Source organism: Mesorhizobium metallidurans STM 2683 (assembly GCF_000350085.1).
GTDB classification, from domain to species: Bacteria; Pseudomonadota; Alphaproteobacteria; order Rhizobiales; family Rhizobiaceae; genus Mesorhizobium; species Mesorhizobium metallidurans.
In genome coordinates this window covers 60,179-80,773 of the sequence record NZ_CAUM01000006.1, presented here as the reverse complement: position 1 = coordinate 80,773, position 20,595 = coordinate 60,179, and the positions used below count along the sequence as shown (strand labels likewise).

The following is a 20,595-nucleotide window of genomic DNA, read 5'->3' as shown; positions in this document are numbered from 1 at the left end:
GATGGGATCAATTCTTGACCCGCTCGCCCGGATAGGCGCCCCAGACGAGCGACTGGGCGAGCCAGCCGGTGTGGCCGTCGAAAGTCATCTCGCACCACTGGCCGTCGCAGGATTTGATCGTGCCCATCACCCCGGGCTCGACGATGGCGACGACGCTGGCACCCTTGTCCGGGTCGTTGAGCAGATTGATTCGGCCACCCTTGCCGCGCTGCCAGGGCGCCACGATCGCCGTGCGGCGGCCCGAAAGCAGCGACTGGTTGATCCAGCCCTCCGAGCCGTCGGCGTCGCGCACGCGACGCCACGTATCGAATTCCTGGATGATTTCCATCGGCAGGCCGGGTTTCATATACATCCAGTCGACGGAGTAGTTGACGCCCGGTCCGACGCGGGAGTTGACGCGGCCCGATTTCAGGCTGACGAAGCGCGGCAGCGGCAGGCCGCTCGGCCCGAGCGTGATCGTCTGGGCGGGCGCTGCCGCACTTTGCGCCGCCGCAACAGGGGCGTAAAGCAGAGCGCCGAGAAATGCCGCGCAAATGGTCAGGCGGAGCGACGCGAAACCAGACACTTTCGTTCCTTTCGGCGCTCGCCCATCGGCCCCGGCGCCCCTTTTTCTTTGTCTTCGGCGGCACCGCTTGTTACATGGATGACCGGCGCCGCGATCGGTTCTCAGTTTCGCCGGTCTTGGTTAAAGAGGTCTCAACGAGATCGGGATTCGAGGGAACAATGGCAGGCAAAAAAAAGCCTCTCGTCGTCATCACGCGCAAGCTGCCCGACCCGGTCGAGACCCGCATGCGTGAGCTGTTCGACGCCCGGCTGAATGTCGAGGACAGGCCGATGACGCAGCCGGAACTGGTCGCGGCGGTCAAGGAAGCCGACGTTCTGGTGCCGACCATAACCGACCATATCGATGCGGCACTGATCGCTCAGGCCGGCGACAACCTTAAGCTGATCGCCAATTTCGGCAATGGCGTCGACAAGATCGACGTGGAGGCAGCGGCCAGGAAGGGAATCACCGTCACCAACACGCCTAACGTGCTGACCGAGGATACGGCCGACATGACGATGGCGCTGATGCTGGCGGTGCCACGGCGGCTGGCGGAAGGCGCCAACGTGCTGACCGGCGACAAGAAATGGGCCGGCTGGTCGCCGACCTGGATGCTGGGCCGGCGTATCTGGGGCAAACGCCTCGGCATTCTCGGCATGGGCCGCATCGGCACAGCGGTTGCCAGGCGGGCCAAGGCTTTCGGTCTTTCGATCCACTACCACAACCGTCATCGCGTACTGCCGGCGGTCGAGGACGAACTGGAGGCGACCTACTGGGAAAGCCTCGACCAGATGCTTGCCCGCATGGACATCATTTCGGTCAACTGCCCATCGACGCCGGCAACCTTCCACCTGCTTTCGGCGCGGCGGCTGGCGCTTATGCAACCGTCCGCTTACATCGTCAACACGGCGCGCGGCGACATCATCGACGAAGAATCGCTGGTCAAGCTGATCCAGGACGGCAAGCTCGCCGGCGCCGGCCTCGATGTCTACGAACACGAGCCGGCGCTGAATTCGAAACTGCTGAAGCTCGCCGCCAAGGGCAAGGTCGTGCTTTTGCCGCATATGGGCTCGGCGACGCTCGAGGGCCGCATCGACATGGGCGAGAAGGTCATCATCAACATCCGCGCCTTTTTCGATGGTCACCGCCCGCCGGACCGCGTGCTGCCACTGCGGGCGTGACCGCGGCTCGCGCCGCAGCCCATGCACCTTATGTCGGTTAAGCCTTACGAAAGCGCCTTGCGCATAGTGATCGAAGTCGGTTGGCTGTAACCGTCATGAGCCGTCCGTTCCGTTTCGCGAAAGCCAAGGCGCGCAAAGGCTGCGTGATTTCCAGTCAGTTCGATCCGCGTCTGAAGCGCGATCGTGGGCTTGTTTCGGCCGTGGGCAAGAGCCTCGACAGCCTGCACCAGCCGCCTGCCAATGCCTTGACCCTGAAGCTCCGGCTCTACGGCGAGCTTTCCGACATACAAATCATCGGTCCGTTCCAGGACGAACGCACAGCCGACGATCCTGCCGTCCTTCAGCGCCGCGAAGACTGTCTCCCGCCCGGCCTTGTCCCGGAGATTTTCCGGGGAAAGCTGGTGCGCCGAGGATGGCGGATCGATGACGCCGTCCATCGCGGCGAACGCACGCGTGATCAGCGCCAGCACTTCGTCCCAACGGTCGCAATCAGCGGGAAGCTGCAGGATTGAAACGCCCATGGCTCGGTCCATGGCTCTAGTTCTTTTTGTAGCGGATCGTGTCGAAGCGCGCGGCCAGCGCATCGTAGAGCAGCAGCCGGCCGACGAGCGGTTCACCGATGCCGGCGATCAGCTTGATCGCCTCCATGGCTTGCAATGTGCCGATGACACCGGTCAGCACGCCGAGCACGCCGGCGACGGCGCAGGACGGCACCAGTCCTGGCGGCGGCGCGTCGGGGAAAAGATCGCGATAGCTCGGATTCGGGCTGCCATCCGTACCGGCCTCGAACGGTTTCAGCACCGTCACCGAGCCGTCGAAGCGGCCGACGGCGGCATGCACCAATGGCCGTTTTTCCGCCGCGCAGGCGTCGGCCACGGCATAACGCGTCTCGAAATTGTCGGAACCGTCGACGACGACATCATAGCGGGCGACGAGGGCAGGGGCGTTGTCCGACGTCAGCCTGAGATTGTACTCTTCCACGGCGACGTGGGGGTTGATGCGGGCGATCGCCGCCTTGGCGCTGCCGGTTTTCGCCATGCCGACTGTGTCGGTGCCATGGATCACCTGCCTTTGCAGGTTTGACAGCGAGACGGTGTCGTCGTCGACGATGCCGAGCGTGCCGACGCCAGCTGCCGCCAGATATTCGAGCACTGGCGCACCCAGCCCGCCGGCGCCGATGACCAGAACCCGCGCACGTTTCAATTTCTGCTGGCCGGGCCCGCCGATTTCGGGCAGTACGATGTGGCGGGCATAGCGTTCGAGTTCTTCGTCGGTCAGAGAGGTCATCTGCAAACCTTACTGCGGTGCAAAAAACTTGTCAGGCGTCTTCGGTTGGCCCAACCGTGCCGTGGTCGACCGTCAGGAACTGTGCCCGTCCCTTGAGGCTGGAAAACAGCGCCGCGTCGGTTCCCGTCATGAAGGCCTGGCAGTTCAGCTCTTCCAGGATCGAGAACAGCGCGGCGCGCCGGCCGCTGTCAAGATGGGCTGCAATCTCGTCGAGCAGCAGGATCGGCGTCATTCCGGACATCTCGCCGGTCAGCCTTGCATGCGACAGCACGATGCCGACCAGCAGTGCCTTCTGTTCGCCGGTCGAGCAGAGTTCGGCCGGCATCGCCTTTGGCCGGTGCCGCACCACGAGATCCGAACGGTGCGGACCGTCGAGCGTGCGCCCGGCGGCGCGGTCGCGATCGCGGCCTTCGGCAAGGGCACGGCGAAACCGTTCCTCGACATCGACAGCTGGCGAGTTGGCGACCTCGCCTTCCAGTTCGCCGAACAGGCCGATATCGGCTTGCGGAAACGGACTGTCCCCCGGCAGCCTGTCGATCATGGCGGCCAGCAGGCGCACCAATTCGGCGCGCGCCGCGGCAATCGCCACGCCGGTTTCGGCCATCTGCGTCTCGATCGCATCGAACCAGGCGCCGTCGCGGGAATTTTCCGTAAGCAGCCGGTTACGGCCGCGCATCGCCTTTTCATAGTCGAGCGCGCGCGCGCCATGACCGGGATCGATCGCCAGCACCAGCCGGTCGAGAAAGCGCCGCCGGTCGGCGGCCGGGCCTGGGAAAAGACCATCCATCGCCGGCGTCAGCCAGACGACGCGCAGCCATTCGAGCATGTCGTCGGCCGAGCGCGCCGCCGCGCCGTTGATCCGCACCCGCCGGCCGCCATCGCCGGCGTTGTCGCCGCCTGAAATCCCGGTGCCGATCTCGACCGGGCCATCCGGTCCATCGAGCCGGGCATGCAGCGCGAAGCCGCTGTCGCCGCCTTCGCGCGCGACATCGGCGTAAGGCGCGCGGCGCAGGCCACGCCCCGGCGTCAGCAGCGAAATCGCTTCCAGGAGATTGGTCTTGCCGGCGCCGTTGTCGCCGGAAAAAACCACGGCCCCGGACGCAAGTTCGATCGACAGCGCGGCATAGTTGCGGAAATTAGTAAGTCTAAGCTTACTTATGTAGGTTTGTTCCGGCAACCGCTATCCGCCTGTAATGCATGTTGCGCAAAAGCATGCCCACGGGCTTGACCCGAGGGTGTGCAGCGGTTTTGCGATAACGACATGCACAAAACAAGAATCTATCTAAAGCGCGTCGCATGAAGCCGGTCGAACGCGACGCGCTTTAGAAGTTGCCGCAATCATTGTCGTCGTGGCGCAGCCTGATCGGCGACGCCGCGCGGCTACACCCGCATCGGCATCAGCACATAGAGTGCGGTTTCGTCGGCCATGTCGTGGATCAGCGTCGGCGAACCGGCGTCCGCCAGCATGAATTTCGCCTCCGTGCCGGTCAGCTGGGCAGCGACGTCGAGCAGATATTTGGCGTTGAAACCGATCTCGATCGGGTCGGATGAATAGTCCGCGGACAGCTCCTCGGTGGCACTGCCCGAATCCGGATTGTTGACTGCTAGCGTGACCTGGCCCTCGGCGATCGAAAGCTTCACGGCTCGGCCGCGTTCGGAAGAAATGGTCGAGACGCGGTCGACGGCGGCGGCGAAAGCCTGGCGATCGATGATCAGCTTCTTGTCGTTGCCTGTCGGAATGACCCGCTGATAGTCAGGGAAGGTGCCGTCGATCAGCTTCGACGTCAAAACCACGCTGCCGATCGTGAAGCGGATCTTGGTGTCGGACAATTCGGTGGTGACGGCGACATCGGGGTCGTCGACCAGCTTTTGCAACTCGCTGACCGTTTTGCGCGGAATGATGATGCCCGGCATGCCTTCGGACCCTGCCGGCGCATCGATCTCGGCGCGCGCCAGACGATGGCCGTCGGTGGCGACCGAACGCAGCTTCAGCTTGCCGCCGGCCTCATGCGTGTGCAGATAGATGCCGTTCAGATAGTAGCGGGTCTCTTCGGTCGAGATGGCGAACTGGGTCTTCTCGATCAGCCCCCTCAGCGCAACCGAATCCAGCCGGAAGATATGCGAGAACGATCCGGCCGAAAGCTCCGGGAAGTCGGACTGCGGCAGGCATTGGAGACGGAAGCTCGAGCGGCCAGAGGTCACCGTCATGGCGTTGCCGTCCTCGTCGGTCTTCAGCATGACCTCCGCCCCGTCTGCCAGCTTGCGCACGATGTCGTAGAGCAGGTGCGCTGGAACCGTCGTTGCCCCGCCGCGCTCGACCTTGGCGGGCGTGGCTTCGGTCACCTCCAGATCGAGGTCGGTCGCCTTCATTTCGAGAGTGGCGCCTTCGGCGCTCAACAGCACGTTCGACAGGATCGGTATGGTGTTGCGCCGTTCGACCACGCGATGAACGTGATTGAGCGACTTCAGGAGATTTGACCGTTCCAGGATAACACGCATGACGAAACAGGCTCGCTTGAATGAATGAACGGGTCTCCGGCAAGCGGCGCCCCTCGAAAGGTCTGAACAGGCTCAGAATCTGCACAAACTGACAGGAAAAACCCCGCAAACGCAAGCCCGCGCCACCGGTTCGTGCCGGTTACGCCGGCTTTCTGGGGATAAAGCCTGCCAATGCATGTCGCGCAAAAGTGTGGAGCGGTTTTGCGACGGCGACATGCATAAAACAAATGCATGTCGCGCAAAAGTGTGGAGCGGTTTTGCGACAACGACATGCATAAAAACAAATGCATGTCGCGCAAAAGTGTGGAGCGGTTTTGCGACAACGACATGCATAAAAACAAATGCATGTCGCGCAAAAGTGTGGAGCGGTTTTGCGACGGCGACATGCGTAAGAACAGAGATTTCCAGCGCGTCGCATGAACCATCCACGCGACGCGCTTTCATTTTTCGGGCCGATCAGGCTTGATCGTTGATCAGCCTTCTCAGCAATTCAAGCTCCTGCGCCAGTGTGTTGTCGACGCCCGAGAGATCCTCGATCTTGCGCACGGCATGCAGCACCGTCGTGTGATCGCGGCCGCCGAAACGCCGGCCGATCTCCGGCAAGGAGCGTGGCGTCATCACTTTCGACAGATACATGGCGACTTGGCGTGGCTTGACGATGGTGCGCGTACGTCGATTGGACAAGAGTTCGGTCTTCGACACATTGTAGTGGCGAGCCACGATGCGCTGGATGTCCTCGATGCGCACACGCTTGGGTTCGCCCGAACGATAGATGTGGCCAAGAATCTCATCGATGCGGTCGATGGTGATCTGCGGTTCGAAGGACTGGCGGAACAGAAGCTGGTTGAACGCGCCTTCGAGTTCGCGGCCGCTGCCGGTCACCGTGCGGGCGACATGGTTGAGGATCTCCTCGGAAATGTCGAGCGACGTATCATCAGCCTTGGCGGTGGCAAGACGCAGCTTGAGCATGCCGATGCGCATGGTGAAATCCGGCGCCGACATTTCGAGCGCGACGCCGCCATTGAGGCGCGAGCGGACGCGGGGCTCCAGCGATTCCAGCTCCGACGGCGGCCGGTCCGCGGCAACCACCACCTGTTTGGCGCTGTCAAGCAACATATTGATAAGATGGCAGAATTCGTGCTGGATCGATTTCCCCTGCAGGAACTGCATGTCATCGATGATGAGGAGATCGATGTCGCGCAACTGTTCCTTCAGCGTCAGCGCATTGTTGTCGCGGATCGCGGTGGCGAATCGCCACATGAAATATTCGGCTGTGAGATAGACGACGCGCGATTTCGGATTCTGCTTCAACGATTCCGCCGCGATCGCCTGCAAAAGGTGCGTCTTGCCGAGGCCGACCGTCGCATGGAGAAAGAGCGGATTGAAGCGCACCGCGCTCGATTGCGATTCCGCCACTGCTTTGGCGGCCGCGAAGGCCACCCGGTTCGACGGTCCCTCGATGAACGAGCCGAACGTGTAGCGCGGGTCCAGTGGCGAACCGAGTACATTGTGCCTGAACTCGGTCTCTGCAGGCATTCCCGGGCGAGGTGCCGGTGTACGCTCCACCCTGCCTGGACCTGCCGTTCCCGCGGCCAGCGCCGTCTGCGCCTGCCTTGTCATCTTGCGCGCCGGGGCCGCTTCAGGCTCGACGCCATTGCGACCCGGACGGGTAGCGTTGCGCACGACGATCTCGATCTTGAGGATTTCGGGATCTTCGTGTTTCCACAACTCGGCAATGAGGTCGAGATAATGGCCGTTGATCCATGAGCGCAGGAAGGCGGTGGGAACGGAGATGCGGACAATGCCCCGGGAGGCCTCGGCGACCTTCATGCGTCCGAACCAGCTCGAATAGACCTCGGTTCCCAGACGCGCCTTCAACTGGGCCTTCACCCGGTCGAACTTTTGTTCCGCGTCGTTGGAAGCCGACATGTCGTCCCCTCCGATCAAGGTTCTAGGAAATGGGAGGTCGCCCGTAAGCTCCCTTTCGATGCCGCTCTGCATGATAGAGTTCCTTGTCCTTTTGTACCTTTATTTCCGCCGGGGATACGCCTCCTGCATCCATGTTTCCGGCGACCGTGTCTTCGCTGCGACATCATCGCCGCCGCCGGCAATGAATGTCGCCTCGTTGTCAAAGGACCGGCGCCGACCTCTGAGAGCCAGCCCGCTTTGGTTATGCCAGGGCAAAGCAACCCCACCCGGCGAAAACGCCGGCGCGTCGTTGACCTGCCATGTACAGTTACGCCAGTCCCCTACCGCATCGAAAGACAAACCAAACCCGTGCGCGGAAATGATCCACGTCATGAATTCCGCCATTTTCAGCTGGCCGATTCAGGCTGGGTTTAAGGGCCAATGGCCCGTCCCTCTCGATAGAGAGACATTAACGAAATCGTTGTGGATAGGGCAAGGCCACGACTAACGGATTTTTAAGGAATCTGGTTAGCGGAGGCGGGTTGGCACGCTTTGCTGCAACGGCACATTTTGACAAAGCCATTGTGATTCAAACCCTTTTCCGGCGAATATGAAAAAGGCCGCACCGCGCGAAATTTTCTGAAATAATTTTCTTGACAGCCAATTGTCCACGATCCCCCGCGCCCGATGTGAACAAGCTGTGGACGACCGTCTGTAACTATTTGAAAATAATAGATAATTTATGATAGCCTATATTTTATAGGTAGGCCTTTTCGGGGACTTCGAATATCAGCGGACATGTATATGCCGGCAAAGCATTCGGGACTTTGAAATCCATTCACAGTGTCGTTGGCGGGCTTTCTTTTTTAAGTACTTGCCGGCAAACGAAAAAACCCGGCGCGATCGGCCGGGCTTGAAGAAGACCAGTTCAGGAAAGGTATATTACGCCGACAGCACTTTAAGCCGCTGGGCGAGTCGCGATACCTTGCGGGATGCCGTGTTCTTGTGCACCACGCCCTTGGTCGCGGCGCGCATCAGTTCCGGCTCCGCTATTTTGAAGGCGGCCTGCGCGGCGGCCTTGTCGCCCGAGGCGAGCGCCTCTTCGACCTGACGGACATAGGTCCGCACGCGCGAGCGGCGGTTCTTGTTGATCGCCGCGCGGCGGGCGATCTTGCGCGTTGCCTTTTTGGCCGAGGAGGTGTTGGCCATGATGCCTCTCTTCTGATCTGGTGGGCGCACGCGGGATGCCGCAGGGCGCAAAAAACAAACGGGCAGCCACGCGGCCGCCTCGGTTGGAGCGGCTTATAGTTCAGCTTTTCCGGCGCGTCAACGCCGCTTCGCCCTCTTTTTGGCCGGTACTGCCGAGGCCCTAGCGGTTGGTGAAATTCGGCTTCCGCTTTTCGGCAAAGGCCGCCATGCCTTCCTTCTGGTCGTCGAGCGCAAAGAGGGAGTGAAACAGGCGCCGTTCGAACCGCAGCCCTTCGGCCAGTGTCGTTTCATAGGCCCGGTTGACGGCCTCCTTGGCCATCATCACCGACGGCAACGAAAAATCCGCGATCTTGGCTGCCGCCATCAGCGCCTCCTCGAGCAACTCGCCGGCAGGCACGACGCGCGACACCAGGCCGCAACGCTCGGCCTCCGCCGCATCCATCATCCGTCCGGTCAGACACATGTCCATGGCCTTCGACTTGCCGACGAAGCGGGTCAGGCGCTGCGATCCGCCCATGCCCGGCATGACGCCAAGGGTGATTTCGGGCTGTCCGAACTTGGCGTTGTCGGCGGCGATGATGAAATCGCACATCATCGCCAGTTCGCAGCCGCCGCCGAGCGCATAGCCGGCGACCGCCGCGATGATGGGCTTTCGCGTCCGGGCGAATTCTTCCCAACCGACGAAGAAGTCCTGCACATAGGCGTCGACAAAGGAGATCGCCTGCATTTCCTTGATGTCGGCGCCAGCGGCAAAAGCCTTCTCGGAACCGGTGATGACCATGGCGCCGATATCGGGGTTCGCGCCGAACCCGTTCACGGCCGCCACCACCTCCTTCAGAACCTCGGAGTTCAGCGCGTTGAGCGCCTTCGGCCGGTTCAGCGTGATTAGCCCGACCTTGCCGCGCGTTTCCACAATGATGGTTTCATAGGCCATGGCTTCGCCTCCTCGTTCCAGGCAATCGATGAATGTCGATCGGTCCTAAAGCGCGTCGCGTTCGACCGGCCTCATGCGACGCGCTTTAGGTTCTTGTTTTTATGCATGTCGTTATCGCAAAACCGCTGCACACTTTTGCGCGACATGCATTAGCTTACCCCTGGCAGGTCCGGCAATAGAAGGTCGAGCGCCCGCTTTGCACGATGCGCTCGATATGGCCGCCGCAACCAGGCTTGGAGCAGGGTTCGCCTTCCCGATCGTAAACCGCGAACGAATGCTGGAAATAACCCAGTGAGCCATCGGTCTGCATATAGTCGCGCAGCGACGATCCGCCGGCGGCGATTGCATCGGCGATAACCGAACGGATCGCCGCGGCGAGGCGTTCAGCCTGCTCGCCAGCCTTCTTCCCGGCCTTGGCGACGGTGCCCGCCTCGCGCAGCGGCGACAGGCCGGCGCGCCACAGCGCTTCCGACACATATATATTGCCCAATCCCGCGATCAGCCGCTGGTCGAGCAGTGCCGCCTTCAACGGTGATCTGCGACCTTTGAGCAGCGAGGCGAGCAGCGCGCCGTCCAGCGCATTGCCTGTCGGCTCGACGCCGAGCCCGGTCAGCATCGGATGCGTGTCGGGCGCCCCTTCCGAAAACAGCATGAAACCGAAGCGGCGCGGGTCGTTGAAGATCACGCGCGATCGGCCGCCTTCCGGCGAGACGACATCGAACACGACATGATCGTGCGCGGCACTTTTCGAGCGCTCGTGATAGAACACGCCCGGCAGGTCGCTGCTGTCGGCCGTTTCGATGCGGAACGAACCCGACATGCCGAGATGGCAGATCAGCACCGGACCGCCGTCCAGATGCATCGTCAGGTATTTGGCCCGGCGGCCGAGCGCCGTGATCGTCTTGCCGGTCAGCCGCTCCGAAAATCTTTCCGGAAACGGAAATCTGAGGTCTGGCCGGCGCGCCTCGACGCGGGCGATGCGTGCGCCTTCCAGCACCGGCTGCAGGCCACGCCGCACCGTTTCGACTTCCGGCAGCTCAGGCATGGGCGCCTATCGTTGCATGGAAGGAGGTGCCGTGACGGCCGCGCGCCAGCCCGAGATGCTCGGCGACGGTTTCACCGATGTCGGCGAAGGTTGCTCGCGGCCCGATATCGCCGCCCTTCAACCCCGGTCCGGTGCCGATCACCGGAATGCATTCGCGCGTGTGGTCGGTGCCGCGCCAGGTCGGATCGTTGCCGTGGTCCGCCGTGAGGATGAGCAGGTCGCCCTGCTTCAATTTGGCCAGTGCTTCGGGCAGGCGTCGGTCGAAGGCCTCGAGTGCCGCCGCATAGCCGGCGACGTCGCGGCGATGGCCGAACTCGGTGTCGAAATCGACGAAATTGGCAAAGACGAGATCGCCGTCGCCCGCGTCGTCCATCGCGCCCAGTGCCTGGTCGAACATCGCCATATTGCCGGCAGCCTTGCGCACCTCCGAGATGCCGCGATGGGCGAAGATGTCGCCGATCTTGCCGACAGCGATGACTTGGCTGCCGCGCGCCGTCAGCCTGTCGAGCAAGGTCGGTTCCGGCGGCGGCACGGCGTAGTCGCGGCGGTTGTGCGTCCGTTCGAAGCCGCCCGCGTTTTCCCCGATGAAGGGCCGTGCGATGACGCGGCCGATGTTCAGCGGATCGACCAGCCTGCGCACCACCTTGCAGAATTCGTAGAGCCGCTGCAGGCCGAAGTGAGTTTCATGGGCGGCGATCTGCAGCACCGAATCGACGGAGGTGTAGCAGATCGGCTTGCCGGTGCGGATGTGCTCCTCGCCGAACCGCTCGATGATCTCGGTGCCCGGGGCGTGGCAATTGCCGAGAATGCCCGGCACCTTTCCTTCCCGGATGATTGCTTCGGTCAGTTCGGCTGGAAAGGCAGGAACCGTGTCCGGGAAATAGCCCCAGTCGAAGCGAACCGGCAGGGCGGCGATTTCCCAGTGGCCCGACGGCGTGTCCTTGCCGCTGGAGACTTCCTGCGCCGCCCCATGAAAGGCTGCCGCCTGCGGCAACTCGCCGTTGCCGAGTTTCAGCCCTGTCGCGGTCTCGGCCGCACGGGCAAGCCCGAGCGAGAACATGTTGGGTACGGCGAGCGGTCCTTTGCGCAAGCCCGCGCGATCCCCGCGGCCTTCGGCGCAGGCCATGGCGATGTGGCCGAATGTATTGGCGCCGGCGTCGCCATAGCGCTCGGCGTCGGCTGCGCCGCCGATGCCGAAGGAATCGAGAACGAAAAGGAAGGCGCGCGCCATTGTCGGGAATTCATTATTCTCTGTCTGTTGGCCCAGACATAGGGGGCCGCGCTGCCATTGGCAATTCGGAAACCAAACGGCAACGGCATGGCGCGATAGTGAGGCACAGCGATTGCCGAAATGGCATGGCTCGATGAAACCGGCGAGGGGAACGCATGAAACATGCCTTGAAGGCCTCCGCTGCCATCCTGGCGTTGCTTGGCGCGTCCTGGCTCGGCCCGGCGCGCGCCGATTGGCGGGACGACATCGGTACGTTCCGCATCGGCATCGTCGCAGAACCCGGCGCCGGCAACACCGTTCCGGGTCTGGCGCTGCTGACGGACGCCTACACCAAGGCGCTTGGCATGAAGGTGGAGTTCGTCGTTGCCCGCGATTATGCGGCGTTGATCGAGGCACAGGCCGATGCCCGCATCGAATATGCGGTCTATTCGGCGACCGCCTACGCCACCGCGTCCGAACGCTGCGGCTGCATCGAACCTCTCGTGGCGCCGGTCGATTCCGACGGCGGAATCGGCATCCGATCGGTTCTGCTGACGCGGGACGGCAAGGTCCCCGGTCTGGCGGCGATGGAAGCGCACAGCATCGTCATGGCGCCGTCGGACAGCGTCGGCGGCTCGCTCTTGCCGCTTGCCGGATTGGCCGCCGAAGGCGTCAAGGTCGCCGAGGACGCGCCGTTTCTGACGCACGCCAGTTCGGCCGCGGCGGCTGAAGCAATGCTGGTCGACGGCGAGGCCGATGCGCTGTTCGGCTGGATGCCGTCGGCAGCCGACGGCCAGCCGGATATTGCGGGCGGCACCGTGGCCAGGCTGGAAGCGGCAGGACTTTCGAAGACGGCACTTCAGGTCGTGTGGAGGTCCGGGTTGCTGCGGTATAGGCCCCATGCGGTGCGCAGCGATCTCGACCCCGAGGCCAAGCGGCGGCTCACCGTGTTCCTCACCAACCTCGGATCGATGTCGCCGGACATCTACGATCTTCTGGAAACGAAACATTCCGGCGGGTTCACCGTTGCCCGTCCGCAGGATTACGCGATGGCCGCGGCCGTCGTGCGCTGGGTGTCAGGCATCGCGACCATCAACGATAGATAGCGGCCAAATCGTTTCAGCAGTCGCCGCAGGGGATCGTCGGGCTCCTGCGTGCCCTGAGATAGTAGGTTTCACCCATGGAGATGTTAGCGAAGGCGGTGCTCAACCCAAGCCGATTTTCGCTGTCCGCCGACCAGGTGATGATCGGCTGGTAAGAGAGATTGCTTTCGACCCGAACGAGGAAAGTGCCCTTGATCTTGAGCGTATCCGGGATCGTGGTGATGGAGTTCTTCGCGGCATCGGCACTGAAGGCGCCATTGACCATCTTGCGCGACCAGGCGACTTGCACCTTTGGCGTCGTCTCGTCGGTGACCTGGATTGCGGTGATGATGATTTTGGGGGTCGAGCGGTTATAGGGCCGAAGGGTGGAGTTGCCGATCTGCATGATCGCATCGAGATCGGCGGTCTTGACGGACTGCTGCTGGGTGACGAGATCGGCCACCATGCTGCCGATGCGGCTGACCTTTTTGCTGGTCTCGATTGCCTGCGACGCTTCCATGGTCACGAAATACATGACCAGCAGGACAGGCACGATCAAGGCAAACTCGATGGCCGCGACGCCGCGGCGATCGCGGCAGAACCGGTTTGCTCTCGAATAGATCCCGGCGATTCCCACAAGTGCCCCCGCACGAACCATGCCCCTGTCCTTTTCCCACTGCATCGGTGAAGCTTCAGTTGTCGAACGGCTCGTTCTGCCAGGTGACCGATGCGAAATGCAGGGTGTTGCCGTCTTTCAGATTGGCCATCGACTTCGCCATGAAATCGGTCATGACAGGCCATTTGTAGAAGACCCGCAGCATATTTTTTGATTCAGCCAGCCCCGGAGCCACCGTAAAGGTCGTGGGGCTCGTGCCCGTCAGCTCAATGTCGCCGGCCGTTGTGATCTTGAAGCCTGCGGTGGCCGCGTCGGCAAAGCTCTGGAATTCGCGCAGGTCCACCAGCAAGCCCGGGCAGTTCTTGGCCACCATGACCTCCAGCCGGCCGCAGATCATCTGCTTTATCGAGGCGTCGGTCACATTGGCCTTTCTTATCTGGCCGGTCCGCAGCTGACGGGCGACGTCGTCGGCGGCATTTGCCATCACCTCTTGCGCGGCAAATGAAATGCAGCTCTCCAGGATGGCGAAGACAAGGAGGGCGAACGGAAGGGCAAGCATCGCGAATTCCAGCGCCGTGCTGCCGCGCCGGTCCTGGGCGAAGCGCCCGAAAAAGCCTGTTCGTCCTGCTTTGCCCATACCCTGTTCCTGCCGATCCTGACGCGGTGTCGGCAGGATCATTAGCGGAAATCCATTGAGGTCCAGTTTGGATGGCCGATAAATTCTTCGGAAGGATTTTAACCGGCCGATAACCGCGGCGGCATTTCGGCGAAATCGAAATAATGAAGAAGAGAACAGTCCGATCGCCTACCGGCTGGCGTTCATCTCGGCTTCGGAGGTCTTCTCCGCTTCGCTCTTGTACGAGCTTTCGCAATAGGGCGCGCAGGACATAGTCTGCACCTCGGCACGCCGATAGATGCGTACCGACGCAGCGGCTTGCCGCACGACGGTGATCTGCTCGTCGACGATCGGGCTGCCCTCCTGATCGAGGACGACGAGGTTGGTGACGCCGAAGCCCTTGCCCGTCAGCACGATCGTCGAGGCGTCCTGCACGGACGCGTCGGCGATCGCCGGATTGCCGACGACGACGGTGTCCGCGGGGCGTGACAATTTGACGATCTTGGCCTGGTTCATCGTGACCTCGATGCCGGCGCCGGCCTTGGCCGGCACGACAAAGGCCGTGGCGGCCAGAAACGCGGCAATCGAAAATGACGATTTCGGCCCGATCATTGAAGCGCTCCCCGGCGTCAAACTGTTCAACGGAATATGAAGGAGATTGGTGAACCAACGGTTAAGCGAATGGGAACTCCCGAAGGGTGACGGGAGAACCTTGTGATCGGCTTGCGCGGCCGGCCCCCCCGAGCTCTAATCCCGGAACCCGGTCTTTTAGGGCCGTTGATCCGCGTCTCAGGCTCTTGGCGTTACTTTAGCCGATGGTTAACCACACAATGCCCTTGAAGCGGGAAAGGAATCGGTAAGGCTGTTTATTAAGCCGATCGAAAGAGCTTCTCCATAGATTGGCAGCATCCGATCAGCCGCCAAGAGAAGTTGACGGAATTGCTGTAACACGTGGAGTAGGAGTTCTCGATGTCTAATCTCATTGCACGTTTTGTGAAGGACGAATCCGGCGCGACCGCTATCGAATATGGTCTGATCGCCGCCCTCATCGCGCTTGCCATCATGGTCGGCGCTGGCCAGCTGGGCACTGCCTTGAACACCAAGTTCAACGAGATCGCCAAGAAGGTCGACGACGCTTCGTAACAGATCACGACATCTGGTCGTTTTCCGGAAAGGGCCGCCCCACTGGCGGCCCTTTTTCGTCGTACCGGTCCGTTTTTTAGCTCACGGCCTCATCAATCGTTAATCGAACATATCTAGGCTGGGCCAGGTACAGTTGACCATAGGCCCGCGCCGATGCTTGAAGCCCTGATCTTCGTCGTTTTTCCGTTCTGCATGCTTTTCGCCGCGATTTCCGACATGCTGTCGATGACGATCGCCAATCGCGTGCCTGTGCTGCTTGTGGTTGTCTTCGCTTTGGTCGCGCCGCTGACGGGCATGGACTGGGCAACCTATGGCTGGCATTTCGCCGCCGGCGGCCTCGTTCTCGCCGTGACGTTCGGTCTGTTTGCGCTCGGTGGCATGGGCGGCGGCGACGCCAAGCTGCTGGCCGCCACCGCCATCTGGATGGGGTTGAACATCCATCTCGTCGAATATCTCGTGACCTCGACAGTCATCGGCGGCCTGCTGACGCTTGCCATCCTCGTCTATCGGAAATCGCCGCTCGCGGCCGTTACGAGCCACAACCCATTTTTGCGCCACTTCGCCGACGACGCGACCGGCGTGCCCTATGGGATCGCACTTGGCATTGGCGGGCTGCTCACCTTTCCGGATTCGCCGCTGATGGCTTGGGCCCTCGCAAGACTGACAACCTGATCCTCGCCTCACTCCAGCATCGGATTTTGAGCAGGCGGCTTAGCCCCTTTTTGTGTGCCCGGGCTCGATCCGTCCAATTTGTGTAAACGTTAAATTAATCACGATCGTAAGCATTATATTAACCTTGTTTTGACGATTGCCGCTGCAAGGTCCGGCTTGGCTACATGGTTTGCCAAGGGCGAGGTTCGGACAGATGCCAGCATCCCGACTGATTATTCTAGGCGTGGCTGTGGCTGCGGCGGGTGGCGCTGGCTATGTTGCGAAAAACATGGTGGCGGCTCCGCCGCCGCAAATCGTCGAGGCCGGGCCCCAGGCGCCGGCGATCGCGCTGCAGGACGTCCTTGTCCTGTCCGGCGATGTTACGATGGGAAGCCAGCTTGAGAACAACATCAGTTGGCAGTCCTGGCCGGCTGACGGCATCAACGCGAATTTCATCACCCGCGCCGCCGAGCCCGAAGCGCTGGAGAAGCTGAAAGGCGCCGTCGCCCGTGTGGCGATGTATGCCGGTGAGCCGCTGCGGCGCTCCAAGTTGATCGGCGAGGGACAAAGTTTCATGTCGTCGATCCTGCCTTCCGGCATGCGGGCCGTCGCCACAACCATAGCGGCCGACACTTCGGCCGGCGGCTTCATCCTCCCCAACGATTTCGTCGACGTCATCATGACCCGCAGATCCGAGGCCGCCAACGGCGCGCCCGCCGGCTTCACCACCGAAACCATCCTCAAGAACATCCGCGTCCTGGCGATCGACCAGACCATCCAGGAGGACGAGGAAGGCAAGAAGACCAGGGTCGGCCAGACCGCCACGCTGGAACTGACGGCGCAACAGGCGGAGATCATCACCGTCGCGCAGCAGATGGCGGATCGCCTGACCTTGGCGCTGCGGTCGATCACCGACACCCAGGAGAAGAATCTGGGCGAGGCCGATTATCTTGTTTCCGGCAACGGGCGGCGCGGGACGGTACGATTGATCAAATCGGGCGAAGTTTCCGAAGTGGGGACAAGGAAATGAGGCTAAACGACAAACTACCGGTCAATCTGGCTACGGCAATCGGCCTGTTTCTCCTTGCAACGAATACGCATGGCCTCGTCGAAGCGAATGCGGCGGGCAGGAATGCCGAGGTGACGGCTTCGACCGCCACCCAGCGCGTCAAGCTCGGATTGAACAAATCGGTGGTCATCGACCTGCCGAGCGACGCCTACGACATTCTCGTCGCCAACCCGACGGTCGCCGATGCCGTGACCCGCACCGCCAGGCGCATCTATCTGTTCGGCAAGCAGGTTGGCGAGACCAATATCTTCGTCTTCGGTCCCAATGGCGAACAGATCGCCAGCCTGGATCTGGCGGTCGAACGCGATGTCGCCGGACTGGAAGACTATATCAAGCGCTTCATCCCGTCGTCTCAGGTCAAGGTCGAGTTGCTGAACGACAACGTCGTTCTGACCGGGACCGTTGACACCCCGCTGGATGCCAAGCGTGCCGCCGATTTGGCCAACATATTCGTGTCCGGCGGCGAAGCGACCACGGGCCAGTATTCACAGACCGCTGCCGGCGGCTCGGCCGACGCTGGCGTCGCCATAGACAATCCGGATGCCGAGCGCCGGGTCAGCAAGATCGTCAACCTGCTGCAGATCATCGGCGACGACCAGGTGACGCTTAAGGTGACGGTTGCGGAAGTCAGCCGCTCGGTGATGAAGCAGCTCGGCGTCAATATGGTCGGCAATGGCGGCAGCAACGGCATCAGCTGGGGCGCGATAAGCGACAATTTCACCGGTTTAGGCAAGTCGCTGTCGAACTCGGGCCTCGCAATCGGCAGCTCGACGCTGCAGGCCTACATCAACGCCATGGAACAGTCAGGCGTTATGAAAACGCTCGCCGAGCCAACATTGACGGCCGTATCCGGCGAGAAGGCGACCTTCAAAGTCGGCGGCGAATATAATATGGTGAACAGCGTTTCCCAAGCCGTATCCACCGATAACCAGACCGGTTTGAAGACGTATACAGTCGAGAAGATCGAATACGGCATTGGCCTGGAGTTCCAGCCCGTGGTGCTGTCTCCCGGCCGCATCAGCCTGAAGGTCAGGACGTCGGTCTCCGAGCCGACAACGGAGGGATCCGTATCTTTGTCCGAGGGCGTAACAAGCCCCGGCATGAACGCCCTCTCGCTCCGCAAACGCTTGGCCGATACGACGGTGGAACTTCCTTCGGGCGGCTCGATGATGATTGCCGGCCTTGTCCGCGACGATCTTAGGCAGGCCGTCAACGGCCTGCCTGGTCTGACCAAGATTCCAGTACTTGGCGCTCTCTTCCGCAGCAGGGACTTCGTCCGTAACGAAACCGAGCTCGTGATCATCATAACGCCATATCTGGTGAAGCCGGTGGCGCGTAACGACCTTGCCAAGCCGGACGACAATTTCAACGCCGCCAGCGATGGCGCCGGCATGTTTCTTGGCCGCGTCAATCGCGTCTACGGCACCATGCAGACCGACAGGCCCAATGGCCGTTATCACGGCGTTGTCGGCTTCATCTACAAGTAAGCGGGGAAGCGGACATGTCTCAGTCAGCATCGAAGGCAAGGACGATCACTGCAGCAGTGCGGTCCGGCCGTTCGCGACTCTATCGGCAAGCCATCCCGGTCCTGGCGGTCGCGGTCGCGGCATTGCTGACCGGCTGCGCCGACCTCAGGCGCGACAGCGTCACGGTAGGCGCCATTCCGGACGATTATCGCACCAACCATCCGATCGTGATCGCGGAGAAGAACGAGAAGATCGACCTCCCGGTCGGTGCCGGCGATCGCGGCATGACCCGCTCGCAGCGCGACACGCTGCTGGGCTTCCTCGACGGCTACGACAAGAGCGCCGCTCCGACCCTGACCATCGCGATCCCGAGCGGCTCGGCCAACGAGATCGCCGCGACAGCGGCCGGTCGCGATTTCGCCAGGCTTGCGATTGCCAGCGGCATCAGCCGCAACCGGATCGTCATGACCACCTACCAGTCGGCTTCGGCCGAAGCGTCGGCGCCGATCCGTGTCGCTTATGTCTCGGTGAAGGCCCAGACCGACAAATGCGGACGCTGGCCCGAAGACCTGCTGCAGACGTCGGAAAACAAGCACTATGCCGATTTCGGCTGCTCCTATCAGAACAATCTTGCCGCCCAGATGGCCAATCCGGCCGATCTGATCGGACCGCGCAAGCAGACGCCCATCGATGCGGAAAATCGGAGCGCGGTGATCGACGTCTACCGCGACAGAGGTATTTCGGACGAGTTCCTCGGCAATTCGGAAGTGGACTACTAGGGACTTGGACACTCGACGGACCTTAAGCCGCAGAAGTCACGGAAAGAGACGACAATGAGCAATCTTGCTTACGACACCGCGGTGGATGGCGGCGAAACCTCGCAGCAGGATATCGCCGCGATGCAGGCCTTGCGGCCGATCCCGCGCATCTCGATCCAGGCGTTCTGCGAGACCGATGGTGTTGCCAATCCGGTCGAACGCGCCGGCGAGGACCGCCGCATGGCCAAGGCCCATCTGAAGGTCCATATGGGGGGCATCCCCACCGCCATCGAATTCTACCAATCGGCGCCGACGCCGAACCTGATCCTGCTGGAATCGCGCAGCGAGCCGAAGCAGTTGCTGGAGCAACTCACGCAGCTCTCGGAATATTGCGATCCGACCTCGAAGGTCGTCGTCATCGGCCACTACAACGATGTCGGCCTCTACCGCGAGCTCATCCGTTCCGGTATTTCGGAATACGTCATTGCGCCGGTGTCGATGGCCGATATCGTCAGCGTGATATCGTCGATCTTCGTTGACCCGGAAGCCGAGCCGATCGGCCGCTCGATTGCCTTCATCGGCGCCAAGGGGGGCGTCGGTTCCTCGACCATCGCTCACAATGTAGCCTGGGCGATGTCATCCCTGTTCAAGTCGGAAGTGGTCGTCGCCGATCTCGATCTTGCTTTCGGCACGGCCAACATCAATTTCGATCAGGATCCGGCCCAGGGCATTGCCGAGGCGGTCTTTTCACCGGAACGTATCGACGAGGTCTATCTCGACCGGCTGCTTGCCCAGTGCGCCGAGCATCTGTCGCTGCTTGCAGCGCCCTCGACGCTCGACCGGGTTTACGATTTCGATCCCGATGCCTTCACGCAGCTTGTCGACACCGCCCAGCGCAGCGTGCCGCTTCTGGTGCTCGATATCCCGCATGTCTGGACGGGCTGGACCAAGAACACGCTGACCAAGGCCGACGAGATCGTTATCACGGCGACGCCGGAACTGGCCAATCTGCGCAACACCAAGAACCTGGTCGACATGTTCAAAAGGCTTCGCCCGAACGATCCGCCGCCGAAGCTGATCATCAATCAGGCCGGCGTGCCGAAGCGCCCGGAGATCGCGTCGTCCGACTTCGCCGACTCGCTCGGCATCTCGCCGATGTCGGTCATTCCCTTCGAGCCGCTGCTGTTCGGAAACGCCGCCAACAACGGGCGGATGCTCGGTGAAATGGATGCCAAGAACCCGGTGGTCGGCATGGTCAACGAGATTGCGCATGTGCTGACCGGGCGCAGCGAAATCAAGGTGAAAAAGAAAGCCGGCCTTGGCAATCTCCTCGGCAAGCTCTCGCGTAACAAGAAGTGATGCTTCCGTGGCGGAATT

At 61.8% G+C, this 20,595-nt stretch carries 22 protein-coding genes; 8 read left to right on the top strand and 14 right to left on the bottom strand.

The genetic code is table 11. The features are described from left to right. Nucleotides 1-7: 7 nt before the first annotated feature. Nucleotides 8-565, bottom strand: a complete 558-nt coding sequence (locus MESS2_RS01275) for an SH3 domain-containing protein (RefSeq protein WP_008872216.1) — start codon at nucleotides 563-565, stop codon at nucleotides 8-10. A 158-nt stretch (nucleotides 566-723) separates the two neighbouring features. Here MESS2_RS01275 and MESS2_RS01270 point away from each other — a divergent pair, with 158 nt between their 5' ends. Continuing rightward, entirely contained in the window at nucleotides 724-1,725 is a 1,002-nt protein-coding gene (locus MESS2_RS01270; RefSeq protein ID WP_008872215.1) for a 2-hydroxyacid dehydrogenase, read from the top strand. A 44-nt stretch (nucleotides 1,726-1,769) separates the two neighbouring features. Here MESS2_RS01270 and MESS2_RS01265 read toward each other — a convergent pair whose 3' ends face one another. From MESS2_RS01265 to MESS2_RS01215, 10 genes are all read right to left on the bottom strand, one after another. Beyond that, complete coding sequence (locus MESS2_RS01265) at nucleotides 1,770-2,258, bottom strand: GNAT family N-acetyltransferase (protein ID WP_008872214.1); 489 nt, start codon at nucleotides 2,256-2,258, stop codon at nucleotides 1,770-1,772. 4 nt (nucleotides 2,259-2,262) lie between these two features. Next, nucleotides 2,263-3,012 (bottom strand): molybdopterin-synthase adenylyltransferase MoeB, encoded by a 750-nt coding sequence (locus MESS2_RS01260; protein WP_008872213.1) that lies wholly within the window; start codon nucleotides 3,010-3,012, stop codon nucleotides 2,263-2,265. Between the two features lie 31 nt (nucleotides 3,013-3,043). Further along, nucleotides 3,044-4,189, bottom strand: a complete 1,146-nt coding sequence (gene recF, locus MESS2_RS01255) for a DNA replication/repair protein RecF (RefSeq protein ID WP_008872212.1) — start codon at nucleotides 4,187-4,189, stop codon at nucleotides 3,044-3,046. A 203-nt stretch (nucleotides 4,190-4,392) separates the two neighbouring features. Continuing rightward, entirely contained in the window at nucleotides 4,393-5,511 is a 1,119-nt protein-coding gene (gene dnaN / locus MESS2_RS01250) for a DNA polymerase III subunit beta (protein ID WP_008872211.1), read from the bottom strand. Nucleotides 5,512-5,967: 456 nt separating this feature from the next. Continuing rightward, on the bottom strand, nucleotides 5,968-7,512 hold the full coding sequence (dnaA, locus tag MESS2_RS01240) for a chromosomal replication initiator protein DnaA (protein ID WP_008872208.1): 1,545 nt from the start codon (nucleotides 7,510-7,512) through the stop codon (nucleotides 5,968-5,970). Between the two features lie 27 nt (nucleotides 7,513-7,539). Next, nucleotides 7,540-7,824, bottom strand: a complete 285-nt coding sequence (locus tag MESS2_RS01235; protein ID WP_008872207.1) for a hypothetical protein — start codon at nucleotides 7,822-7,824, stop codon at nucleotides 7,540-7,542. A gap of 537 nt (nucleotides 7,825-8,361) precedes the next feature. After that, nucleotides 8,362-8,628, bottom strand: coding sequence for a 30S ribosomal protein S20 (gene rpsT, locus MESS2_RS01230; protein ID WP_008872206.1), 267 nt, complete (start codon nucleotides 8,626-8,628; stop codon nucleotides 8,362-8,364). A 160-nt stretch (nucleotides 8,629-8,788) separates the two neighbouring features. Then, the gene (locus MESS2_RS01225; RefSeq protein WP_008872205.1) at nucleotides 8,789-9,562 is read right to left on the bottom strand and encodes an enoyl-CoA hydratase; all 774 of its coding nucleotides are present in this window, start codon (nucleotides 9,560-9,562) and stop codon (nucleotides 8,789-8,791) included. A gap of 154 nt (nucleotides 9,563-9,716) precedes the next feature. Beyond that, complete coding sequence (mutM, locus tag MESS2_RS01220; protein ID WP_008872204.1) at nucleotides 9,717-10,607, bottom strand: bifunctional DNA-formamidopyrimidine glycosylase/DNA-(apurinic or apyrimidinic site) lyase; 891 nt, start codon at nucleotides 10,605-10,607, stop codon at nucleotides 9,717-9,719. Further along, nucleotides 10,600-11,838, bottom strand: coding sequence for a phosphopentomutase (locus MESS2_RS01215; RefSeq protein ID WP_008872203.1), 1,239 nt, complete (start codon nucleotides 11,836-11,838; stop codon nucleotides 10,600-10,602). Before MESS2_RS01215 ends, mutM begins: the two co-directional genes overlap by 8 nt. A gap of 155 nt (nucleotides 11,839-11,993) precedes the next feature. On the opposite strand from MESS2_RS01215, the gene MESS2_RS01210 reads away from it, so the two are divergent. Beyond that, nucleotides 11,994-12,923 carry a phosphate/phosphite/phosphonate ABC transporter substrate-binding protein gene (locus tag MESS2_RS01210; RefSeq protein WP_008872202.1) on the top strand — a complete coding sequence of 310 codons (930 nt, stop codon included), beginning with the start codon at nucleotides 11,994-11,996 and terminating at the stop codon, nucleotides 12,921-12,923. A gap of 13 nt (nucleotides 12,924-12,936) precedes the next feature. Here MESS2_RS01210 and MESS2_RS01205 read toward each other — a convergent pair whose 3' ends face one another. The 3 genes from MESS2_RS01205 to MESS2_RS01195 all read right to left on the bottom strand — a co-directional run bounded on the left by MESS2_RS01205 (nucleotide 12,937) and on the right by MESS2_RS01195 (nucleotide 14,743). Then, a complete protein-coding gene (locus MESS2_RS01205) occupies nucleotides 12,937-13,557 on the bottom strand; it encodes a TadE/TadG family type IV pilus assembly protein (protein WP_008872201.1) in 621 nt (206 codons plus the stop codon). 34 nt (nucleotides 13,558-13,591) lie between these two features. Beyond that, nucleotides 13,592-14,194, bottom strand: coding sequence for a TadE/TadG family type IV pilus assembly protein (locus MESS2_RS01200; RefSeq protein WP_008872200.1), 603 nt, complete (start codon nucleotides 14,192-14,194; stop codon nucleotides 13,592-13,594). Nucleotides 14,195-14,320: 126 nt separating this feature from the next. Then, nucleotides 14,321-14,743 (bottom strand): pilus assembly protein N-terminal domain-containing protein, encoded by a 423-nt coding sequence (locus tag MESS2_RS01195; RefSeq protein ID WP_008872199.1) that lies wholly within the window; start codon nucleotides 14,741-14,743, stop codon nucleotides 14,321-14,323. A 357-nt stretch (nucleotides 14,744-15,100) separates the two neighbouring features. Between MESS2_RS01195 and MESS2_RS01190 the strand changes: the two genes are divergently transcribed. The 6 genes from MESS2_RS01190 (at nucleotide 15,101) to MESS2_RS01165 (ending at nucleotide 20,577) form a co-directional block, all read left to right on the top strand. Continuing rightward, on the top strand, nucleotides 15,101-15,274 hold the full coding sequence (locus tag MESS2_RS01190) for a Flp family type IVb pilin (RefSeq protein WP_008872198.1): 174 nt from the start codon (nucleotides 15,101-15,103) through the stop codon (nucleotides 15,272-15,274). A 153-nt stretch (nucleotides 15,275-15,427) separates the two neighbouring features. Continuing rightward, nucleotides 15,428-15,946: an A24 family peptidase gene (locus MESS2_RS01185; RefSeq protein ID WP_008872197.1), complete on the top strand. Its 519-nt coding sequence runs from the start codon at nucleotides 15,428-15,430 to the stop codon at nucleotides 15,944-15,946. A 193-nt stretch (nucleotides 15,947-16,139) separates the two neighbouring features. Next, nucleotides 16,140-16,955, top strand: a complete 816-nt coding sequence (cpaB, locus tag MESS2_RS01180; protein ID WP_008872196.1) for a Flp pilus assembly protein CpaB — start codon at nucleotides 16,140-16,142, stop codon at nucleotides 16,953-16,955. Next, nucleotides 16,952-18,481, top strand: a complete 1,530-nt coding sequence (locus tag MESS2_RS01175; RefSeq protein WP_008872195.1) for a type II and III secretion system protein family protein — start codon at nucleotides 16,952-16,954, stop codon at nucleotides 18,479-18,481. The genes cpaB and MESS2_RS01175 overlap by 4 nt, the downstream gene beginning before the upstream one ends. Nucleotides 18,482-18,495: 14 nt before the next feature. Further along, complete coding sequence (locus MESS2_RS01170; protein WP_008872194.1) at nucleotides 18,496-19,239, top strand: CpaD family pilus assembly protein; 744 nt, start codon at nucleotides 18,496-18,498, stop codon at nucleotides 19,237-19,239. A gap of 54 nt (nucleotides 19,240-19,293) precedes the next feature. Beyond that, a complete protein-coding gene (locus MESS2_RS01165) occupies nucleotides 19,294-20,577 on the top strand; it encodes a CpaE/TadZ family protein (protein WP_008872193.1) in 1,284 nt (427 codons plus the stop codon). Nucleotides 20,578-20,595: the final 18 nt, after the last annotated feature.